Origin of the sequence: Microcosmobacter mediterraneus (assembly GCF_031846265.1) — a bacterium.
GTDB classification, from domain to species: Bacteria; Bacteroidota; Bacteroidia; order Flavobacteriales; family Flavobacteriaceae; genus Microcosmobacter; species Microcosmobacter mediterraneus.
In genome coordinates, this window is record NZ_JAVRIA010000005.1 from 1 (window position 1) to 17,920 (window position 17,920).

General features: G+C 31.6%; 17 protein-coding genes. 8 read left to right on the forward strand and 9 right to left on the reverse strand.

Annotated features, from left to right (window positions below; all coding sequences use genetic code 11):
* Positions 1 to 17: 17 nt before the first annotated feature.
* Positions 18 to 1,025, forward strand: a complete 1,008-nt coding sequence (locus RM697_RS09555) for a PorP/SprF family type IX secretion system membrane protein (RefSeq protein ID WP_311427862.1) — start codon at positions 18 to 20, stop codon at positions 1,023 to 1,025.
* 81 nt (positions 1,026 to 1,106) lie between these two features.
* Here RM697_RS09555 and RM697_RS09560 read toward each other — a convergent pair whose 3' ends face one another.
* Complete coding sequence (locus tag RM697_RS09560; protein WP_311427662.1) at positions 1,107 to 2,255, reverse strand: vWA domain-containing protein; 1,149 nt, start codon at positions 2,253 to 2,255, stop codon at positions 1,107 to 1,109.
* A 211-nt stretch (positions 2,256 to 2,466) separates the two neighbouring features.
* Here RM697_RS09560 and RM697_RS09565 point away from each other — a divergent pair, with 211 nt between their 5' ends.
* From RM697_RS09565 to RM697_RS09575, 3 genes are read left to right on the forward strand one after another with little or no spacing between them, the layout of a single operon-like run.
* Complete coding sequence (locus RM697_RS09565; protein WP_311427663.1) at positions 2,467 to 4,617, forward strand: tetratricopeptide repeat-containing sensor histidine kinase; 2,151 nt, start codon at positions 2,467 to 2,469, stop codon at positions 4,615 to 4,617.
* Between the two features lies 1 nt (position 4,618).
* Positions 4,619 to 5,353 (forward strand): LytR/AlgR family response regulator transcription factor, encoded by a 735-nt coding sequence (locus tag RM697_RS09570; RefSeq protein ID WP_311427664.1) that lies wholly within the window; start codon positions 4,619 to 4,621, stop codon positions 5,351 to 5,353.
* Between the two features lie 2 nt (positions 5,354 to 5,355).
* Positions 5,356 to 5,871: a gamma carbonic anhydrase family protein gene (locus RM697_RS09575; RefSeq protein WP_311427665.1), complete on the forward strand. Its 516-nt coding sequence runs from the start codon at positions 5,356 to 5,358 to the stop codon at positions 5,869 to 5,871.
* Here RM697_RS09575 and murI read toward each other — a convergent pair whose 3' ends face one another.
* The 8 genes from murI to RM697_RS09615 all read right to left on the reverse strand — a co-directional run bounded on the left by murI (position 5,872) and on the right by RM697_RS09615 (position 14,178).
* Positions 5,872 to 6,651, reverse strand: coding sequence for a glutamate racemase (murI, locus tag RM697_RS09580; protein WP_311427666.1), 780 nt, complete (start codon positions 6,649 to 6,651; stop codon positions 5,872 to 5,874).
* Positions 6,652 to 6,723: 72 nt separating this feature from the next.
* On the reverse strand, positions 6,724 to 7,224 hold the full coding sequence (locus RM697_RS09585) for an OmpH/Skp family outer membrane protein (protein WP_311427667.1): 501 nt from the start codon (positions 7,222 to 7,224) through the stop codon (positions 6,724 to 6,726).
* Positions 7,225 to 7,264: 40 nt separating this feature from the next.
* A complete protein-coding gene (locus RM697_RS09590; protein ID WP_311427668.1) occupies positions 7,265 to 8,332 on the reverse strand; it encodes an OmpH/Skp family outer membrane protein in 1,068 nt (355 codons plus the stop codon).
* 166 nt (positions 8,333 to 8,498) lie between these two features.
* Entirely contained in the window at positions 8,499 to 11,111 is a 2,613-nt protein-coding gene (gene bamA / locus RM697_RS09595) for an outer membrane protein assembly factor BamA (RefSeq protein ID WP_311427669.1), read from the reverse strand.
* Entirely contained in the window at positions 11,083 to 11,823 is a 741-nt protein-coding gene (uppS, locus tag RM697_RS09600; RefSeq protein WP_311427670.1) for an undecaprenyl pyrophosphate synthase, read from the reverse strand. Before uppS ends, bamA begins: the two co-directional genes overlap by 29 nt.
* Entirely contained in the window at positions 11,820 to 12,491 is a 672-nt protein-coding gene (porG, locus tag RM697_RS09605) for a type IX secretion system protein PorG (protein WP_311427671.1), read from the reverse strand. Before porG ends, uppS begins: the two co-directional genes overlap by 4 nt.
* A 145-nt stretch (positions 12,492 to 12,636) precedes the next feature.
* A complete protein-coding gene (locus RM697_RS09610) occupies positions 12,637 to 13,515 on the reverse strand; it encodes an NAD kinase (protein ID WP_311427863.1) in 879 nt (292 codons plus the stop codon).
* 6 nt (positions 13,516 to 13,521) lie between these two features.
* Entirely contained in the window at positions 13,522 to 14,178 is a 657-nt protein-coding gene (locus RM697_RS09615) for a CBS domain-containing protein (RefSeq protein WP_311427672.1), read from the reverse strand.
* Between the two features lie 87 nt (positions 14,179 to 14,265).
* On the opposite strand from RM697_RS09615, the gene RM697_RS09620 reads away from it, so the two are divergent.
* The 4 genes from RM697_RS09620 (at position 14,266) to clpP (ending at position 17,916) form a co-directional block, all read left to right on the forward strand.
* Positions 14,266 to 14,979 (forward strand): pyridoxine 5'-phosphate synthase, encoded by a 714-nt coding sequence (locus tag RM697_RS09620; protein ID WP_311427673.1) that lies wholly within the window; start codon positions 14,266 to 14,268, stop codon positions 14,977 to 14,979.
* Entirely contained in the window at positions 14,979 to 15,746 is a 768-nt protein-coding gene (locus tag RM697_RS09625) for an alpha/beta fold hydrolase (protein WP_311427674.1), read from the forward strand. The genes RM697_RS09620 and RM697_RS09625 overlap by 1 nt, the downstream gene beginning before the upstream one ends.
* An 87-nt stretch (positions 15,747 to 15,833) precedes the next feature.
* On the forward strand, positions 15,834 to 17,150 hold the full coding sequence (tig, locus tag RM697_RS09630; protein WP_311427675.1) for a trigger factor: 1,317 nt from the start codon (positions 15,834 to 15,836) through the stop codon (positions 17,148 to 17,150).
* Positions 17,151 to 17,238: 88 nt separating this feature from the next.
* The gene (gene clpP, locus RM697_RS09635) at positions 17,239 to 17,916 is read left to right on the forward strand and encodes an ATP-dependent Clp endopeptidase proteolytic subunit ClpP (protein ID WP_311427676.1); all 678 of its coding nucleotides are present in this window, start codon (positions 17,239 to 17,241) and stop codon (positions 17,914 to 17,916) included.
* The last annotated feature ends 4 nt before the right edge of the window (positions 17,917 to 17,920 follow it).

The window sequence follows — 17,920 nt, forward strand, 5'->3', positions numbered from 1 at the left end:
GCCCTAAAACGATAAGTATGAAATTAAAACAATATTGTTTATTAGCATGTTTTGGACTATTTGCACAAAACCTAATAGCTCAAGAAGGCTTGCCAGTATATTCAGATTACTTAACAGATAATTATTACGTTATCCATCCTTCTATGGCAGGTGTAGCTAATTGTGCTAAAATTAGACTTACAGCACGTAAACAATGGTTTGGAGTTGATAATGCACCAAGTTTACAAACCTTAAGTGTAAATAGTAGGTTAGGAGATTCTCCTTCGGCAATTGGTGGTATTGTTTTTAATGATGCTAACGGTTATCATTCTCAAGTAGGTGGATATTTAACATACGCACATCATATTATGTTCTCAAGAAATGAGATAGATCTTAATATGCTATCTTTTGGGTTAAGCGCAGGATTTATTCAATATAAATTAGATGAAACCGAATTTTTGAGTGATGGATTTGATCCTATCATCGCAGGAGTAGAACAAAGTGCAACTAATTTTAATATAGATTTTGGATTCTCATATCATTTACTTGATTTTTATGCACATGCAACTGTAAAAAATGTATTAAAGAACGAAGGAATTAATTTTAATGAACAAGGTCTAAGCTACGATAACCTTAGAACATATTTATTTTCTGCAGGAAATACCTTTAGTAAATATGGGAGTGATTGGAGTTATGAGCCTTCTATTATGGTAATGCATAGAGATGCAACAGATGAAACATCTTTTGACATCAACGGTAAAGTTTATAAGAAAATGGAATTTGGTAAACTTTGGGGAGGATTGTCTTATAGAAGAAGTTTAGATGGTGCAGAATTCAATAATGGATCAGGAGTTAGTAGTCAAAAACTTCAGTATATAACACCTTTTATTGGTGTGGATTATAACAATTTTGTGTTTGCATACACCTACTCTTATCAAGCTAATTCAGTAGTGTTTAATAATGGAGGATTTCATCAATTAACACTAGGTTTTAATTTTAACTGTAGACGCGAGAAATTTGAATGTAACTGTCCTGCAGTAAACTAATATAGATATGATATTTAACAAATGCCAAAACATATTTAATGTCTTGGCCTTTGTTAGTTTAATATATTAGTTAATATGATTTTACCAGTAATAATTTTTCTTTTTAGCTTGAGATTTAATAGCAGATATTAAAGCATCTCCTAACTCATTATCAACCTTAGATTGCGTTTTTAAAAATGCTTTTCGTTTAGTATTTAACTCTTGGATCTGTTTCTGAATATCTAAGCGTTCTCCTTTTTTTCGACTTACGAAGGCTTTAATTTCAGCTAAAGATTTGTTTTTTAATTCATCAGGCAGTTGTTCTTTTTTTACAGATTCAAAATCAAAATCTTTTTCATTTGAGGCGTCAACTAAATCCCATTTAGAATTATTATAGAGATGAGAACTCTTACTTACTGTTCTGCTAACAGCATTAGCTGTACTGTATTCTTCGGCATTAGTATCTTGCTCTTGTTGTAATGCTACTTTATTCTTGCCTGTATTACCATAGGCAATATAAGTTTTGTTAAGAGCAATATTTAACTGTAAAATGGTATCATCATAAGGTGAAGCAATGTGTATCGTTGCTTTGTTATGATTTATTGCCATATAATTTCCACCAGCTATATCAGCACCATCTTTCCAGAATGAGGAGATACCTTGATTATAATCGCCACAGAAAATAGTATTCACTACGATATCTTTTTTTGAAGCATTTTCAGAAGCATCCTGATAGCTAACCGAACCTTGTGTGAAAGGTTCATTGCCAGCAATGAAGATGAGTTTTAAATCACTCTCATTAGTTCCCCAACCTAATTGATTTAATGAGGTTTGTATAACATAACCGCAAAATTCATTTCCACCATTGGTCGTTAAAGAAAATAGTTCTTTAGAGATTTCATCCAGATCACTACTAAATCCAAGAACTTGTCTTATGTAACCTTCTTTATCGTTTAAATTATCATTGCCATACTCATATAAAGCAATTTTTAAATTTGGCTTTTCATTACCACATTTAGCGTAAGATAATTCATTAACTATCTGCCACAATTGTGCTTTAGCTTGGTCAATTAGACCATCCATACTATTGCTAGTATCTAGCAATAAAGCAACTTTGATATGTTGCTTTTTAGGAGGATCTATTTGTTTTAATTCTGCTAAGACCTTCTCATCATTTTTTGTTTTTGCTACACAGGATAAAAATCCTAAGCAGAAAACTAATACTAGTGTTGTTTTTAATACATGTTTCATTGTTTTCGTTTTTTGATTTATGCGTAAATATATTTTGAAGAAATTTTTGCTACAATCTATAATGAGTAAACAAGTCGTTTTAATGAGTAAACTGCCCTTAAAATTGAGGCATAATATCTTTTTTAGAGATTATAAAGCTAGTCTTAGCTGTTAGGTATTTTATATTGTCAAATAATGTGTGTAGTTTAGTTTAAAATCAATTTGTTAATTCTTGAAAACAAACCTTAAATGCATAGCCTTAATTCTGTTACTTAGTAGCATTGAAATCGCTTTTTCGCAAACTCAATTTAAAGAAAATCAAATCTTTACAATAAGAGGATTAGTAAGAGAAGAAGTATCACAAGATCCTATAAAAGATGCAAGGATAGAAGTTAATGGTAACTATTTAGGAAATACGGATTACGATGGTGGATTTAAAATAAAAGCAAAAATAGGAGATCAATTAATTGTTACTCATAATGATTTTGAAATCGTATATCACACCATTATTAATGATGACAAAATAATTATTGAAGTACAATATGCACCATCACCAATTGAGGTAAGTAGAAAAAAAGCTCAAACCTTTAATCAAAATATAGATTCTGCTAAAATCTATCTAAAAAATGATGTTGAGAAAAGTTTAAACTATGTAACAGAAGCACTCAAAAATACAAGCTCGAGAAAAGAAAACAGATTAGCCTATGAAACTTTAGCAGATGTTTATGCCTTTTGGAAACAATACGATTTAGCTATTATTAATTATAAAATTAGTCTTCAAAACGTTGACTCTAATGATGTGTCATTAAAACTTGGAGAGGTTTATAGGTTAAATAAAAACACCGAAGAAAGTATAGCAGTGTTAAATACCCTTAAAAATTCACGTTTAACCAATTGGCAAGACGTTATTTTATATGAAAATCTAGGAGATTCATATTTGCAAGCTAAAAATTACAGTGCTTCAATCACAGCTTATGAGAAAGGCTTAAAGATAGCTCAGAACCATTTAATTACACCAAAAATTACTGATCTAAATTCTAAAATAGCACAAGCATATACTAGTAAAGGTAGCATAAATAAAGCCAAAGAGTATTTTGGTAATTCTTTAAAATTAGCAAATAAAGAAAATAAAAAGCGTGCTTTAGAAGAAGCGGTTATTGTCGCAGATTTTCAAAATACAAATAGAGAATATGATGAAGAAATTGAACTAAGAAAAGATGCTGTGGACGTTATTGATGACTTGGAGTTAGATTCTCTAATAGATAATACAAGCGCTTTAACACCTCAAAAACAAAACTATAAAATTGGTAATGCCTTTTTCCTGCAAAAGGATTACGATAGTGCTATACCATATCTAGAAAAAAGTATAATTCAAGCCGATGAGCGCGAGGATTTAGTAGTAAAGAAAGATGCTGCTAGAAAATTGTCTGACGTTCATAGAGATGCTGGAGATTTTGATAAAGCCAGAGAAACATACGATTTTTATACTAACGTTGTCGATGAGTTATATATAAAGAAAGAGCAAGAATTATCTAGAGTAGATAGATTTAATAAAAAAATATTAGAGAGCGCTATACGAATATCAAGTTTAGAGAGCGAAAGAGTAGTTTCTCAAAGTAAGTATGAAGTTACTGAAGAACGCAGTAAAAGACAAGAGTTAATTATTTACTCTCTAGGAGGTGGATTAGCACTTTTACTTATAACAGGATACTTTATGTATAGCTATATAAAGCAGCAACGTTTTACTAATAATTTACTGGCCTTAAAATCTCTACGAAGTCAGATGAATCCTCATTTTATTTTTAATGCACTTAATTCTGTAAATAGTTTTATTGCTAATAATGATGAACGTACAGCCAATAAATACTTAACAGATTTTTCATTTTTAATGCGATCTGTTTTAGAGAATAGTGAAGAAGATTTTATTCCACTTCAAAAAGAAATTGAACTTATAGAATTATATACCAAATTAGAACACTTTAGATTTAAAGATAAATTTGACTACAATATCAACATTGATAGTAATATTGACATTCAAGATTTTAAAATCCCACCAATGCTTTTACAGCCTTATATAGAAAATGCTGTTTGGCATGGACTACGTTACAAACAAAATAAAGGTCAACTTAATATCTCCATAGTTCAGAAAAATGAGGATGAATTACAAGTAGTTATTACTGATGATGGTATTGGGAGAGAACGATCATTACAAATGAAAACTGAGCATCAGAAAAAGCATAAATCAACAGGAATGAGTAATATTAAAAAGCGTGTTAGCATATTAAATACCATGTATAAAGATAAAGTTACCATAGATATTAATAACTATTTAGAAGTTGAAGATGCTGGAACTAAAGTTGTTGTAACATTAAAAAAGGATTAGAATGAAACTAAAAGCCATTATAGTAGAAGACGAAGCAGCAAGTAGGCAAATACTTGGTAATTACCTCTCTAAGTATTGTCCTAGTGTAGAGATCCAAGGAGAAGCTGCAAATATCGAAGAAGCCCTTGTATTGATAAGAAATAACGATCTAGATTTAGTGTTTTTAGATGTAGAAATGCCTTACGGAAACGCTTTTGATTTATTAGAAAAAGTAGGTGATGTAGATTTTGAAACCATATTTGTAACTGCTTATAATCACTATGCTATAGAAGCTTTAAATGCGCATGCAAGTTATTATTTAATGAAACCAATTTCTATTGAAGAGCTCATTAAAGCTGTAGATTATGTTACAGAAATTAAAACTAAGGAAGATGCACTTCAAAATCAGGTATTAGTTCCTAAAACAGCTACAGCTGATGGTAAAATTACAATTCCGCAACAAGATGGTTTTGAGGTAATAGAAGCTGCTAATATACTCTATTGCAAAGCTGATGATAACTACACAGAAATTTACTTAAACAACAATAAAAAGAAGTTAGTAAGTAAAACACTAAAACATTTTGAAGAAACTTTAAAGGATTCCAGTTTTTCTAGAGTTCATAAATCGTACCTTGTTAATGTTAATGAAATTGTGAAGTACGTAAAAGGAAAAGGAGGTACTGTTGTTTTAGGTAATGGTAAAGAAATTTCTGTGTCAGCGTCTAAAAAAGCACAATTACTAGCTTATTTTAAATAACTATGCCTATAATAAAACCAGTAAATAATAAGCATCCACAAATACCAGACGATTGTTTTATAGCAGATAATGCCACTATTGTTGGCGATGTTGTTATGGGAAATCAATGTAGTGTATGGTTTAGTGCAGTTATTAGAGGAGATGTTCACTATATAAAAATGGGTAATAAGGTTAATGTACAAGATGGTGCTGTAATACATGTTACTTATCAGAAATCACCAACAACGATAGGTAATAATGTATCTATTGGTCATAATGCCATTGTACATGGCTGCACAATTAAGGATAATGTTTTAGTTGGTATGGGAAGTATTATTATGGACGATTGTATTGTAGAATCTAATTCTATCATTGCAGCAGGAGCTGTCGTAACTCAAAAAACACATGTAGAAGCTGGTTCTATTTATGCTGGAGTTCCTGCTAAAAAGGTTAAAAATATTAGCAAAGAATTACGTACTGGTGAAATTGAGCGTATAGCTAATAACTATATAAAATATTCGAGTTGGTTTAAAGATTAATTAAAAGTTAAGATACTCCACAGTTGCCTCTACATCAATTAAATCGTTAAGTACCTCAGTATTTCCATTAGAATAGAAGATCAGTTTGCCAATAGTATTGTTTTTTGTATAACTATTATGATCATGTAAAACGGCTTTAGTTTGCCTAGCAACAGCCTCACCAGAATCTATTATTGTGACTTCCCTTGGTAAAATATCTTTTAATATAGGTATAAGATAAGGATAATGTGTGCAGCCTAAAACCAAATAATCTATTTCAGCCTTTAACATTGGTTCCATATATTTTTGAAGTAGCGATTGCATTTCTGAAGAATTAACTTTTCCAGATTCAACTAAAGGAACAATGCCTTCACCAATTTGCTCAATCACAGTTATACTATTGCTGTAAAGATCACTGGTTTTATGAAATAGCTCACTAGATAAAGTGCCTTTTGTAGCGAGTATTCCAATAGTCTTAGTTTTAGTTTTTAAAGCGGCAGGTTTAATAGCTGGTTCGATACCAATAAATGGCACATTGTAATGTGATCTTAGATAATCTATAGCATTTGTAGTAGCAGTATTACAAGCTACAACAATGAGTTTACAGCTTAGGCTTATAAGTAATTCGGTATTTTTTTTACAAAGCTCAATAATACGATCTTTACCTTTAGGTCCATAAGGAGCATTTAAACTGTCTGCAAGGTAGATAGTGTTTTCATTAGGTAGAAGTTTGTGTATTTCTTTCCAAATTGATGTGCCACCAACTCCTGAATCAAATATGCCAATAGGTAAATTACTCATAGAATACAAAAATAAAAGTCGCTTTGTAATAAAGCGACTTTTAGTAAATTTTATTAGCGTTTTATTTTGCTATTATATCTGTAACTCTTTTTTAACTTCGGCTAAAATATCTTTACCTTGAGCTACAATTAAGGTAGACTTATCTAAAACATAATCAAAACCAAGTGTGCTAGCAACTTTATTTATAGCCGCTAACGCTTTCTCTCTAATAGGCTTTATTAATTCAGATTCTTTCTTTGCTAAATCTTGCTGAGCAGTAGAGTTATATTGACGAATGCTTTGTTCCATTTCTTGGATTTCTTGCATGCGTTTACCGTTTTCTTCTTGAGTTTTAGTACTTGCCTCAGCATCATACTGCTTAGCTTTAGTCTGAATCTCTGTTGTCATTGTTTGTAAATCAGCTTCATAAGTTTTAGCTAATTTTTCTAATTCAGCCCTTGCACTTTTCATTTCTGGCATGGCCTCAATCAGCTCCTGAGTGTTAATATGAGCAACTTTACTTTGAGCTTGTACAAAAGCTGATGTACTTACAAATAGTATTGCTGCTAATAAAAGGGATTTTACGTGTTTCATTGTTAAGGTATTTGTTATTATATATAATTAATTATTAAAGTTAATTTCCTGTTTTGGTTGAGTCTTTTTCAACTGGTTTTTTTGTTCTAGCTTTTCTGATAGAGTCAATTTTTCGTCGACGTTCTTCTAAAGCTTTTTTACGAGCCTCTCTATCTTTTATCTTTTGTTGTTTCTTTTCCTCTATAAGTTGTGCTCTTGTTTTTTTAGCGTCATCTAATGCCTTTGCTGCTTTAGATGGTTCTTTTTTTGCTGCTGTGCTGTCTTTTGCCTTAGTATTTGTTACTTTTTTCACAGCAGATGTATCTGTTTTTTTCTTTCTAGCATTTAGTTTTTCTTGTCTAGCTTTTTCTCGATCTTCTAATATTTTAGCTCGTCTTGCTTCAGCTTCTTTCTTTTTAGCGTCTCTGAGCTCTTGTTGTTTTCTTCTACGCTCTTCTAATTGCGCTTCTCTATCAGCTTTCTTTTCGTCTAACGCTTTTTGACGTTCTTCTTGTCTAGCTTCTAACTCTAAATCTACTTCTGGTACTATATCTTCTTCTTCAGCTTCTTTTCGTTCTTTTTTATTTTTTGCTTGAGTACGTTTAGATGTTCTGGTTATAGATCTTAGTACTTGTTCGCTAATGTCATAACGTTCTGCTGAATATAGCATCACTACATCTGCAGATTTATCAAAAACGAAATCAAATTTTTTAGTTTCTGCAATTTCTTGCACTGCTGCGAAAATTTGATCTTGCACTGGTTGTATTAATTGTTTTTTCTGAATCATTAAGTCACCATTTGGACCAAATCGTTTTTGTTGGTAATCTAAAATTTCAGCTTCTTCAAAAGCAATATCTTCTAATCGTTCTTCGTACAGCTCTTTGGTTAACAGAACACGTTCGTTATCTAACTCTTTCTTCTTTAGATCAACTGCATTAAGACGTTTTTCTACTTCAACCTTCCATTGTTGCACTTTTTTATCTAACTGGGTAGAGGCTTGTTGAAACTCTGGTACGTTCTGTAAAATATATTCTGTATCTATATAGCCAATTCTAATACCTCGTTGCGCATTAGAGCTAAAGCTTAATAGAGAAACTATTATCAATAATAAAAGAACTTTATGTTTCATGTTTAAGTAATTTTAAAAGTTAGGTTCAATAAAATCTAAAATCACAGTGACACTATAGATTTTGTCATTTAGAGCTATTATTTTTCAAATTAACGAAATATATTCATAAAAATTTTAACTCACGGACTAAATCCTTAATGTACTGTTAGAAAATATCGTGCCAAACTTAAAATTGTTGTCCAATAATGAAGTGAGTTTCCCATCCATTTTTTTGCGTTTGTCCAGGTAAAGGATCAAAGCCATGACCAAAGTCAATACCTAATAAACCAAAGGCTGGCATAAATATTCTAAGTCCAAATCCTGCAGATCTATTAATGTTAAACGGATTGTAATCTCTAAAGTTATTAAAAGAGGCACCACCTTCTATAAAAGTTAGTCCGTAAATTTTTGCTTGCTGACCTAATGTAATTGGATAACGTAGTTCTAATGAAAACTTATTGTAAATAGTACCACCATCTTGTGAGGATAAAGACTGATTTGGATAACCTCTTAATTGTATTACCTCTCTACCATCTAAAGTTCTGTTTCCTAGGCCATCTCCACCAACAAAGAAACGCTCAAAAGGAATTACACCTCTATCATTATTATAAGCTCCTAAGAAACCAAATTCTACTGCAGATCTTAATACAAGTTTATCCACAGGATTAGTATACCAATCTCCAGTAAACTTAACTTTATAGAATTCTAACCACTTAAAACGTTCTTGATCGATCTCTCCAATTCGGCTTGCTGCATTTTCTCTATCTATTGTAGAATTGTTAACATCGTCTCGTATATCTAGTAGCCCTTCTCGTTCTTGGTTTAAAGCTTTATAATCTACATTATTAAATACAGAATATGGCAATGAAAATTTTGCAGAAGCTGTAAAATTAGAACCACCAGTTGGATATATAGGATCTGTAAAGGTGTTGTTTCTTGATAATGCTACTGTATATGACAAGTTGTTAGATGTACCATCTCCAAAAGTAAATAACCCTGTGTTGTAATTCTGTAAGTCGTAATGCTGAAAGCCTATAGCTTGTGATAGTTGGAAATAATCATCTGGTACTTTTAATCGCTTTGCTATACCTACACTAATCCCTGTAATATTAAAGCGTCTACTTTTATCTGCATTACGAGTTTGAGGATTAAATAAGAATTGTCTAGAGTGCGAAATAGATGTTGTTAATCTTATAGGCTCCTCACCACCTAACCAAGGTTCACTAAATGAAAAACTATAGGTTTGGAAAAAACGACTCGCCTGAAGTCTTAATGATAAACTTTGGCCATCTCCCATAGGAATAGGAGTATATGCTTCCTTATTAAAAATATTCTTTAGCGAGAAGTTATTAAAAGACAATCCAAGAGTACCAATGAATCCACCACCACCATAACCACCTTGAAGCTCTATTTGGCTAGAACCTCTTTCAACTACAGAATATTCCATGTCTAGAGTACCTTCATTTGGATTTGCATTATTAAGGTTAGGCGATATTTGTTGAGCATCAAAGAAACCTAGTTGACCAAGTTCTCTAATGGTTCTAATAACATTAGACCTACTGTATAATTGTCCTGGTCTGGTCCTGAGTTCTCTGTATATAACATGGTCATTAGTTTTATCATTACCAACAACAGAAATTTTATTAAAATAAGCTGGTTTTCCTTCTGATATTCGTATTTCTAAGTCAATAACATTTCCATCTGCACTGATTTCTACAGGATTAATAGTAGAGAATAAATACCCATTATTTTGATATAAGTTAGTAAGATCTAATGCATCTGGTTTACTATCATCTGCAATACGTTTTCTGAGTTCAACACCATTGTAAGTGGAACCTTCATCAATTCTTAATACTCTTGATAGTTGCTCGTCGGAGTACACTGTATTACCAACAAATGATATTTTACCAAAAGTGTATTTTTCGCCTTCTTCAACATTAATTTTTAAAGAAATACTTTTATCGTTATTGACTACTATAGTATCACTAATAATACGAGCATCTCTATAACCTTTTTCTTTGTATTTATCGATTACTGCTACTAGATCTTCTTTATAGTTTTCTTCAATGTATTTAGAACGTTTTAAAATTCTAATTGGGTTTTTACGTTTCGTGTTTTTCATGGCTTTTCTTAGCTTTTTATCGCTAAGTTTTTCATTGCCTTCAAAATCGATATCTTTAATTTTAACCTTTTCTCCTTTGTCTATATAAACGAGCATGTTTACTCGTTGCTTCTCAATAGAATCATTGATTTCTTTGGTAGTAACAGTAACTTTTGTATTGTAGAAGCCGTTTTTCTTATACTTATTTTCTATATAGTTTTCTGTAGTAGTTATAAGATTCTCTGTGACCTTTGTGCCTTTATTAAGTTTGTTGTCTGCAATGAGCTCGTCCTTTTTACCTTTTTTTACACCTTCAATAGTAACTTCATTAAGCTCTGGTAAATCATAGAGTTCAATTTCTAAATCTATTGTTGAACCCTCTACATTTATTATGTATACATCAATACTGCTAAATAGGTTTGTTCCCCATAGCTTTTTGATAGCATTACTTAATTTTTCTCCTGGAATTTGGATAACATCACCTTTTTTTAGACGAGAGAATGAAATAATTGTAGACTCTCCAAAATTGGTATTTCCTGCAACTTTAATTTCACCTATGGTATATTTTGTACCACTATTGTAGTTTACTTCTTGTGCGCTTAGGTTTGCAGATAAAGTAAAAATTAGTAGAATAAAAAGTAGTTTGTAATATGTATTCAATGAAGTAATATTAAGTAAGTTGTTCGCTTGTTTTTCCAAATCGTCGTTCTCTATTTTGATAATTAACTAAAGCTTTATACAAGTCTTCTTTAGTAAAATCTGGCCATAGAATATCTGTAAAATATAACTCAGCATACGCTATTTGCCATAGTAAAAAATTGCTTATTCGTTGTTCACCACTTGTTCTAATTAATAAGTCTACATCTGGCAAATCTTGCGTGTAAAGATGCTTATTAATTATTGATTCGTCAATACTTTCGGCAGAAATTATATTATTTTTAACTTTATATGTTAACTCTTTAACAACACTAACTAGTTCTTCTCTTGAGCCATAACTTAACGCTAAGGTTAAGGTCATGTTGGTATTATTTTTAGTTTTATCAATAACTTCCTGTAACTCATTAAAAGCTTTTTGTGGTAAATCATTTAGCGCACCAATAGCAGTGAGTTTGATATTATTATCTTGTAGTGTTTTAATTTCTTTTTTTAAGGAACGTACTAAAAGTTTCATTAAGGTCTGAACTTCTAATTTTGGTCGTTTCCAGTTTTCTGTTGAAAAAGCATAGAGTGTTAAATGTTTTATACCTAGTTCAGCACTAGCTTCAACTGTTTGTCTCACAGCCTTGGTGCCTGTTTCGTGCCCAGCAACTCTGAGTAAGCCTTGTTTTTTAGCCCAACGACCATTACCATCCATAATCACAGCGACATGTTTAGGCAAACGGTTTTTATCTATGTGTTCTTTTAGACTCATTGTTCGTAATTACAATAGCATGGTTTTCTACCAAAAGTGTAGGTTAATGTAAAACCAGTAAATACATACCAATCATTGCTGTTTAGATTACCAAAGCTTAACCCATCTAGTTCCTGAGCGTCAGGGACACTACCATCTAATTCATCTGAGAATGTGTAACGCACACCAATTTCTCCAGCTAGGATGAGATGATTAGTGATATTAGATTTTATGCCTAAAACCATAGGTATTCCATAAGCCCAACTATTCGTTCCCTGATCGGTATATTCACCAATTGATGAAAAAAAATAATTTTTGTGTCTTGCGGTTGTAATTCCAGTGTATAAGTAAGGCGTCACTTTTGGTCTATTATCATGAAGATTAAAATCAAAAAATGTAAACTCCATCCCAAGTGATATTTCTAATAATGAATTATCAAAATTATAACCACGCTGCACACGCCTTGGATCATCTGATTTTCCATCAAAACCCTCTAAGTCAGCAAAAATGACACTTGCTCTAAAAGCGTGTCTTGGGCTTCTATTCCATTTAACAATACCACCAAAAACAGGAGCATTTGGAGCTATGTAAGTCGTGGCGCCAACATCACCAATAAAATTACTACCACCAACAAATACACCAACCTCATAGATTTGTGCATTTAAGCTTGTTATAAAACAAGTACTCATTAAAAATAGGACTATGCTTCTCATAGATTTTTAAAAGTTTGCAAATATAATAAATAAGATGAGCCTATAACAATTTAGGCCCATTAGTCTGCTTACTAAAACAAGATAATGAGGGATTTATTGCTTTATTTGCGTCTAATGTGTTTTAATTTCTACGATCCTCAGCCCATAACATTTTTCTCCTAAGAGTATCGATAAAACTTTCATCAGTTAATTCAATCATTTTTACTTTAAAGTTGGATTTTTCTATTCTAACAACTGCTGAGTTGGGTAAAGTTACAATCCTAGAATCTAGAGATAATAAGTAATGATCTTCTCTACCATCTACTTTTAATTGAACTTTGGTATCATCAGGTATAACTAAAGGTCTTACATTAAGATTATGAGGTGCAATTGGTGTAAGTACAATGTTACCAGCTTCAGGCGTAATTATTGGTCCACCACAACTTAAAGAATAGCCTGTAGAACCTGTTGGTGTTGAGATAATAAGGCCGTCAGACCAATAAGAAGCTAGATATTCATCATTCAGATGCGTTTCTACAGTAATCATAGAGGTTGTATTTTTTCTACTTACTGCAATTTCGTTTAAAGCATAATTAATTTCTACTAAATCATTGTGAGTAGGTTCAGTTGTAACGCTTAACAATGTTCTATTAGACAGTTTATAATTGCCTGCAATAATCTCATCAAACGCCATGGTGATTTTTTCTGGCTGAATAGTTGCTAAAAACCCTAATCTACCAGTATTTATGCCAACAATAGGAATGCCTAAATCACCAACTCTTGTTACTGCTCTTAGAATAGTTCCGTCACCACCAATACTAACAAGCATGTTAAATGTATGGTCTAAATTTAAAAACGTTTTAAATCCTTTTAAACCTATATCAGATTGATTATCTATGAGATTGTAGAAATTAGACTCAATAAAAACAGAAACATTTTTGCGCTCTAAATAGTCTAAAAGAATTGCAACACTATCCTCTGAATTTTGTTGATAATATTGACCAAATATTGCAATTTTCATCATGAGTTATAGGTCTAAATATTTTTTAAGATAATCTGAACGTTCTTTTAAATTTTCAATGTATGAATCTTCTTCATGACCAGAAACTAAATTATAACTATACCTTCTAAAGGTTTGTATGATATCATTTAAACTAACATTTCCGATCTTCAAAGTTATCTCAACGACATCGCTTTCAATTTTAGAAATAAATGCACCTAAAAGTTTAGCATTATTAGACTCAACAATTTGGCTTACTTCACTAAAAGAATAATCCTGTAAACCTTTTTCAACAATGAGTATGCCTCCAGGTTCAGCAAAAAAAGGTGTTTCGTTAAATAAACTTATGATATCTTTAAGCTCGTAATAGCCTAAATAATTATTCTTTTCATCTAACACTGGCATTATATTGGTAGAGTTTTGAGCAAAAGCCTCTAAAATATCTAACCAATTAGTAAATGGCCTTACAAAAAACCCTTCTATTGTATGACTGCATTCACTGATAAGTTTTGATCCATCAAAACAGTGAGCATCAGTTTCTGACATACAACCCATAAAAACACCATTATTCTCAATAGGAATATGTGAATAGGTGAGTTGATTAAAGAGTTGCTGCAACTCTCGTATAGGGTTATTAATATTCAATGGACGAATATCATTAATTATGTAATGTTTTAATGGCATAAAACGATTTATGGAATTTGCAAATTAATCAAAAATAACTACAAATTGGGTGTAGCACTTTGTATTTTTGCAACATAAAATTACGTGATGACTAAACTCAGTGTTAACATAAATAAAATAGCAACTCTAAGGAATTCTAGAGGTGGAGATCTGCCAAATGTAGTCCAATTTGCTAAAGATATTCAGCGTTTTGGCGCTGAAGGTGTTACAATTCATCCAAGGCCAGATGAACGTCATATTCGTTACAAGGATGCCTATGATTTAAAACCAGAAGTGTATACAGAATACAATATTGAAGGTAATCCTATACCTAAATTTGTAGATATGGTTTTAGAAATTAAACCTACACAAGTAACTTTAGTGCCAGATGCTGTTGATGCTATCACAAGTAATGCTGGCTGGGACACCATAACCCATAAATCGTTTTTAACTGAAGTTATCTCAGAATTTAAAAGCAATGGCATTAGAACATCTATTTTTTTAGATCCAGATTTAAAACAGGTAGAAGGTGCTAAAAAAACAGGTACAGATCGTATAGAACTCTATACAGAAGCTTATGCGCACCAATACAGATTAGGTAATAATGATGCTATTGAACCCTATAAAAAAGCAGCTGATTTTGCAAATTCATTACAATTAGGAATTAATGCAGGACATGATCTTTCACTAGATAATATAAAATTTTTTAAGCAGAATATCACTGGTTTATTAGAAGTGTCTATTGGTCATGCATTAATTTCTGAGAGCTTGTATCTAGGAATTGAGAATGTTGTACAAATATATTTACATAGATTAAAATAATGCTTTTATACTCAAATATTATTGGGAAAGGAAGACCATTTCTAATTCTACATGGATTTTTAGGAATGGGAGATAATTGGAAAACACTTGGTAAGCAATATTCTAATGAAGGCTTTGAAGTGCACCTTATCGATCAACGTAATCATGGGCGAAGTTTTCATGATGATACTTTTAATTATGAAGCCTTAGTTAAGGACTTAAAATATTATTGCGAGCATTATGATTTAAAAGACATTGCTCTTTTAGGTCATTCTATGGGAGGAAAAACAGCCATGTTATTTGCAACGGAGTATCCTCATTTTATTTCAAAATTAATTGTAGCAGATATTTCACCACGTTTTTACCCAGTGCATCATGATGCTATTTTAGAAGGCCTATCGAGTTTAGATTTTAATGACATAAAAAGTAGAAGTTCTGCAGATAAGCAATTGAGTAATTATGTTAAAGAAATGGGAACACGTATGTTCTTACTTAAAAACTTATATTGGATTGAGAAGGGACAATTAGCATTAAGAATTAATTTAGAAATACTAAAAGTAGAAGTGTCAGAAGTAGGTGAAGCATTACCAATATATGCTACCTTTAGTAAAGATACATTGTTTTTACGTGGTGATAAATCTGAGTACATTGGCCAATCAGACGAAACAATTATTCAACGTCATTTCCCAAATTCTAATATCGTTACTATTGCAAATGCTGGTCATTGGTTGCATGCAGAAAATCCTAAAGATTTTTACACTACAACATTACAATTTTTATTACAATAAAATTGAAGACTTTAATTATGAGATATTGGTTTGGATTCAAAGTAAAAAAAGTTGTATTTTTGCAGCCCAATTTTTAGGTTATAACAGATGAATATTACAAGAGAAAATATTGATGCGTTAAATGCAGTGGTAAAGGTAGATATCGCTAAAGCAGATTATGAAGATAAGGTAGAAAAAATCTTATCAGATTACCGTAAATCTGCAAATATTCCAGGATTTAGAAAAGGTCATGTGCCAATGGGAATGGTTAAAAAGCAATATGGTAAAGCTGTACTAGTAGATGAGGTTAATAAATTGCTGCAAGATGCTTTGGGTAAATATTTAGTTGAAGAAAAATTAGATGTTTTAGGCAATCCACTACCAAAGCCTCAAGATGATTTAGATTGGAATTCTGATGAATTTTCTTTTGAATTTGAATTAGGTTTAGCTCCAGAATTTGATGTTAAGTTGAAAGGTAAGAAAGCTATAACACACTATAATATTGTAGCAAATGATAAAATGATCAACAACCAAGTTGAGCATCTTCAAAAACAGTATGGTAAAATCGTATCACAAACTGAAGTGACTACAGTATCAGAAATAACAGGAAAATTCACCAATGAGGAGCATGCTATTAATAATGTTGCAACATTAACTCTAGATAAGTTAAAAGGAAAAACAAATCCTAAGAAATTTATTGGTGCTAAAGTAGGTGATGTTATTATTTTGAAAACAAAAAACTTATTTAACGAAGACCATGATTTTATGACCTTCTTAAAGGTGTCAAAGGACGATGTTGCTAATGTTGAAGTTAATTTTGAGGTTTCTGAAATCAATGAGCGCGAATTAGCAGATTTAGATCAAGACCTATTCGATAAACTTTTTGGTCCAAAAACTGTAACTTCTGTAACTGAGTTAAAAGAAAAGATAAAGGAAGATTCTGAAAAACAATTTACCCAACAAGGTGACCAAAAATTGTTAAATGACGTTACAGAATACTTGGTTGAGAGCACTAAATTTGATTTACCAGCTGAGTTTTTACAAAAATGGATGCAGACAGCTGGAGAAGAGATTATGACCGAAGATCAGGCAAAAGAAGAGTATGAAAAATCAGAAAAGAGCATGCGTTATCAATTAATTGAAGGAAAGTTAATTGAAGAGTTTAAGCTTCAGGTACAGTTTGAAGATTTAAAAGCTTATGCTATGGAGATGATTAAGGGGCAAATGGCTCAGTTTGGTCAAATGAATCCATCAGAAAAAGAATTAGAAGATATTGCAGCACGCATTCTCTCTAACAAAGATGAGGTTAAACGTTTAACAGAACAGTTAATGAGTCAGAAATTATTAAAGCTATACAAAGAAGAAGCTAATCTCAAAGTTAAAGAGATTACTTATGATGATTTTGTGAAAGAGTTTTATAGTTAAGCATTAGAGAATAAATCATTATATTTAGAGCGTAAAACCATAGTGTTTTACGCTTTTTTTATCAATTAAAAACACATTTTAAAAACGAATGGATTACGGAAAAGAATTTGAAAAATTTGCAATAAAAGATCAAGGTATAAATAGCAATTATTACAGTAAGATTATAGAGAGTATGTATCCTACTAATCTTACGCCTAATATTATCGAAGAACGTCAGATGAACATAGCTGTTTTTGATGTGTTCTCTCGCCTAATGATGGATCGTATTATATTTTTAGGAACAGGAGTAAATGATCAGGTTGCTAATATTATTCAAGCGCAATTGCTCTTTTTACAAAGTACAGATGCATCAAAAGACGTACAGATTTACATTAATTCTCCTGGTGGTTCAGTATATGCTGGATTAGGTATTTATGATACTATGCAGTTTATTAAACCAGATGTAGCTACAATATGTACAGGTATAGCAGCATCTATGGCAGCTGTGCTATTGTGTGCTGGAGAAAAAGGAAAGCGTTCTGCTCTAAAACACTCAAGAGTAATGATCCATCAACCAATGAGTGGAACTCAGGGCCAAGTGTCTGATATGGAGATTGCAGTTCGAGAAACAATTAAAGTTAAAGAAGAATTATATAAAATCATTTCTGATCATTCAGGGAAATCTTATGAGCAAGTTGAAAAGGATTCTGATAGAGATTATTGGATGAAATCTAGTGAAGCTCTAGATTATGGAATGATTGATGAAGTTTTAGAACGAAAGAAATAATAGT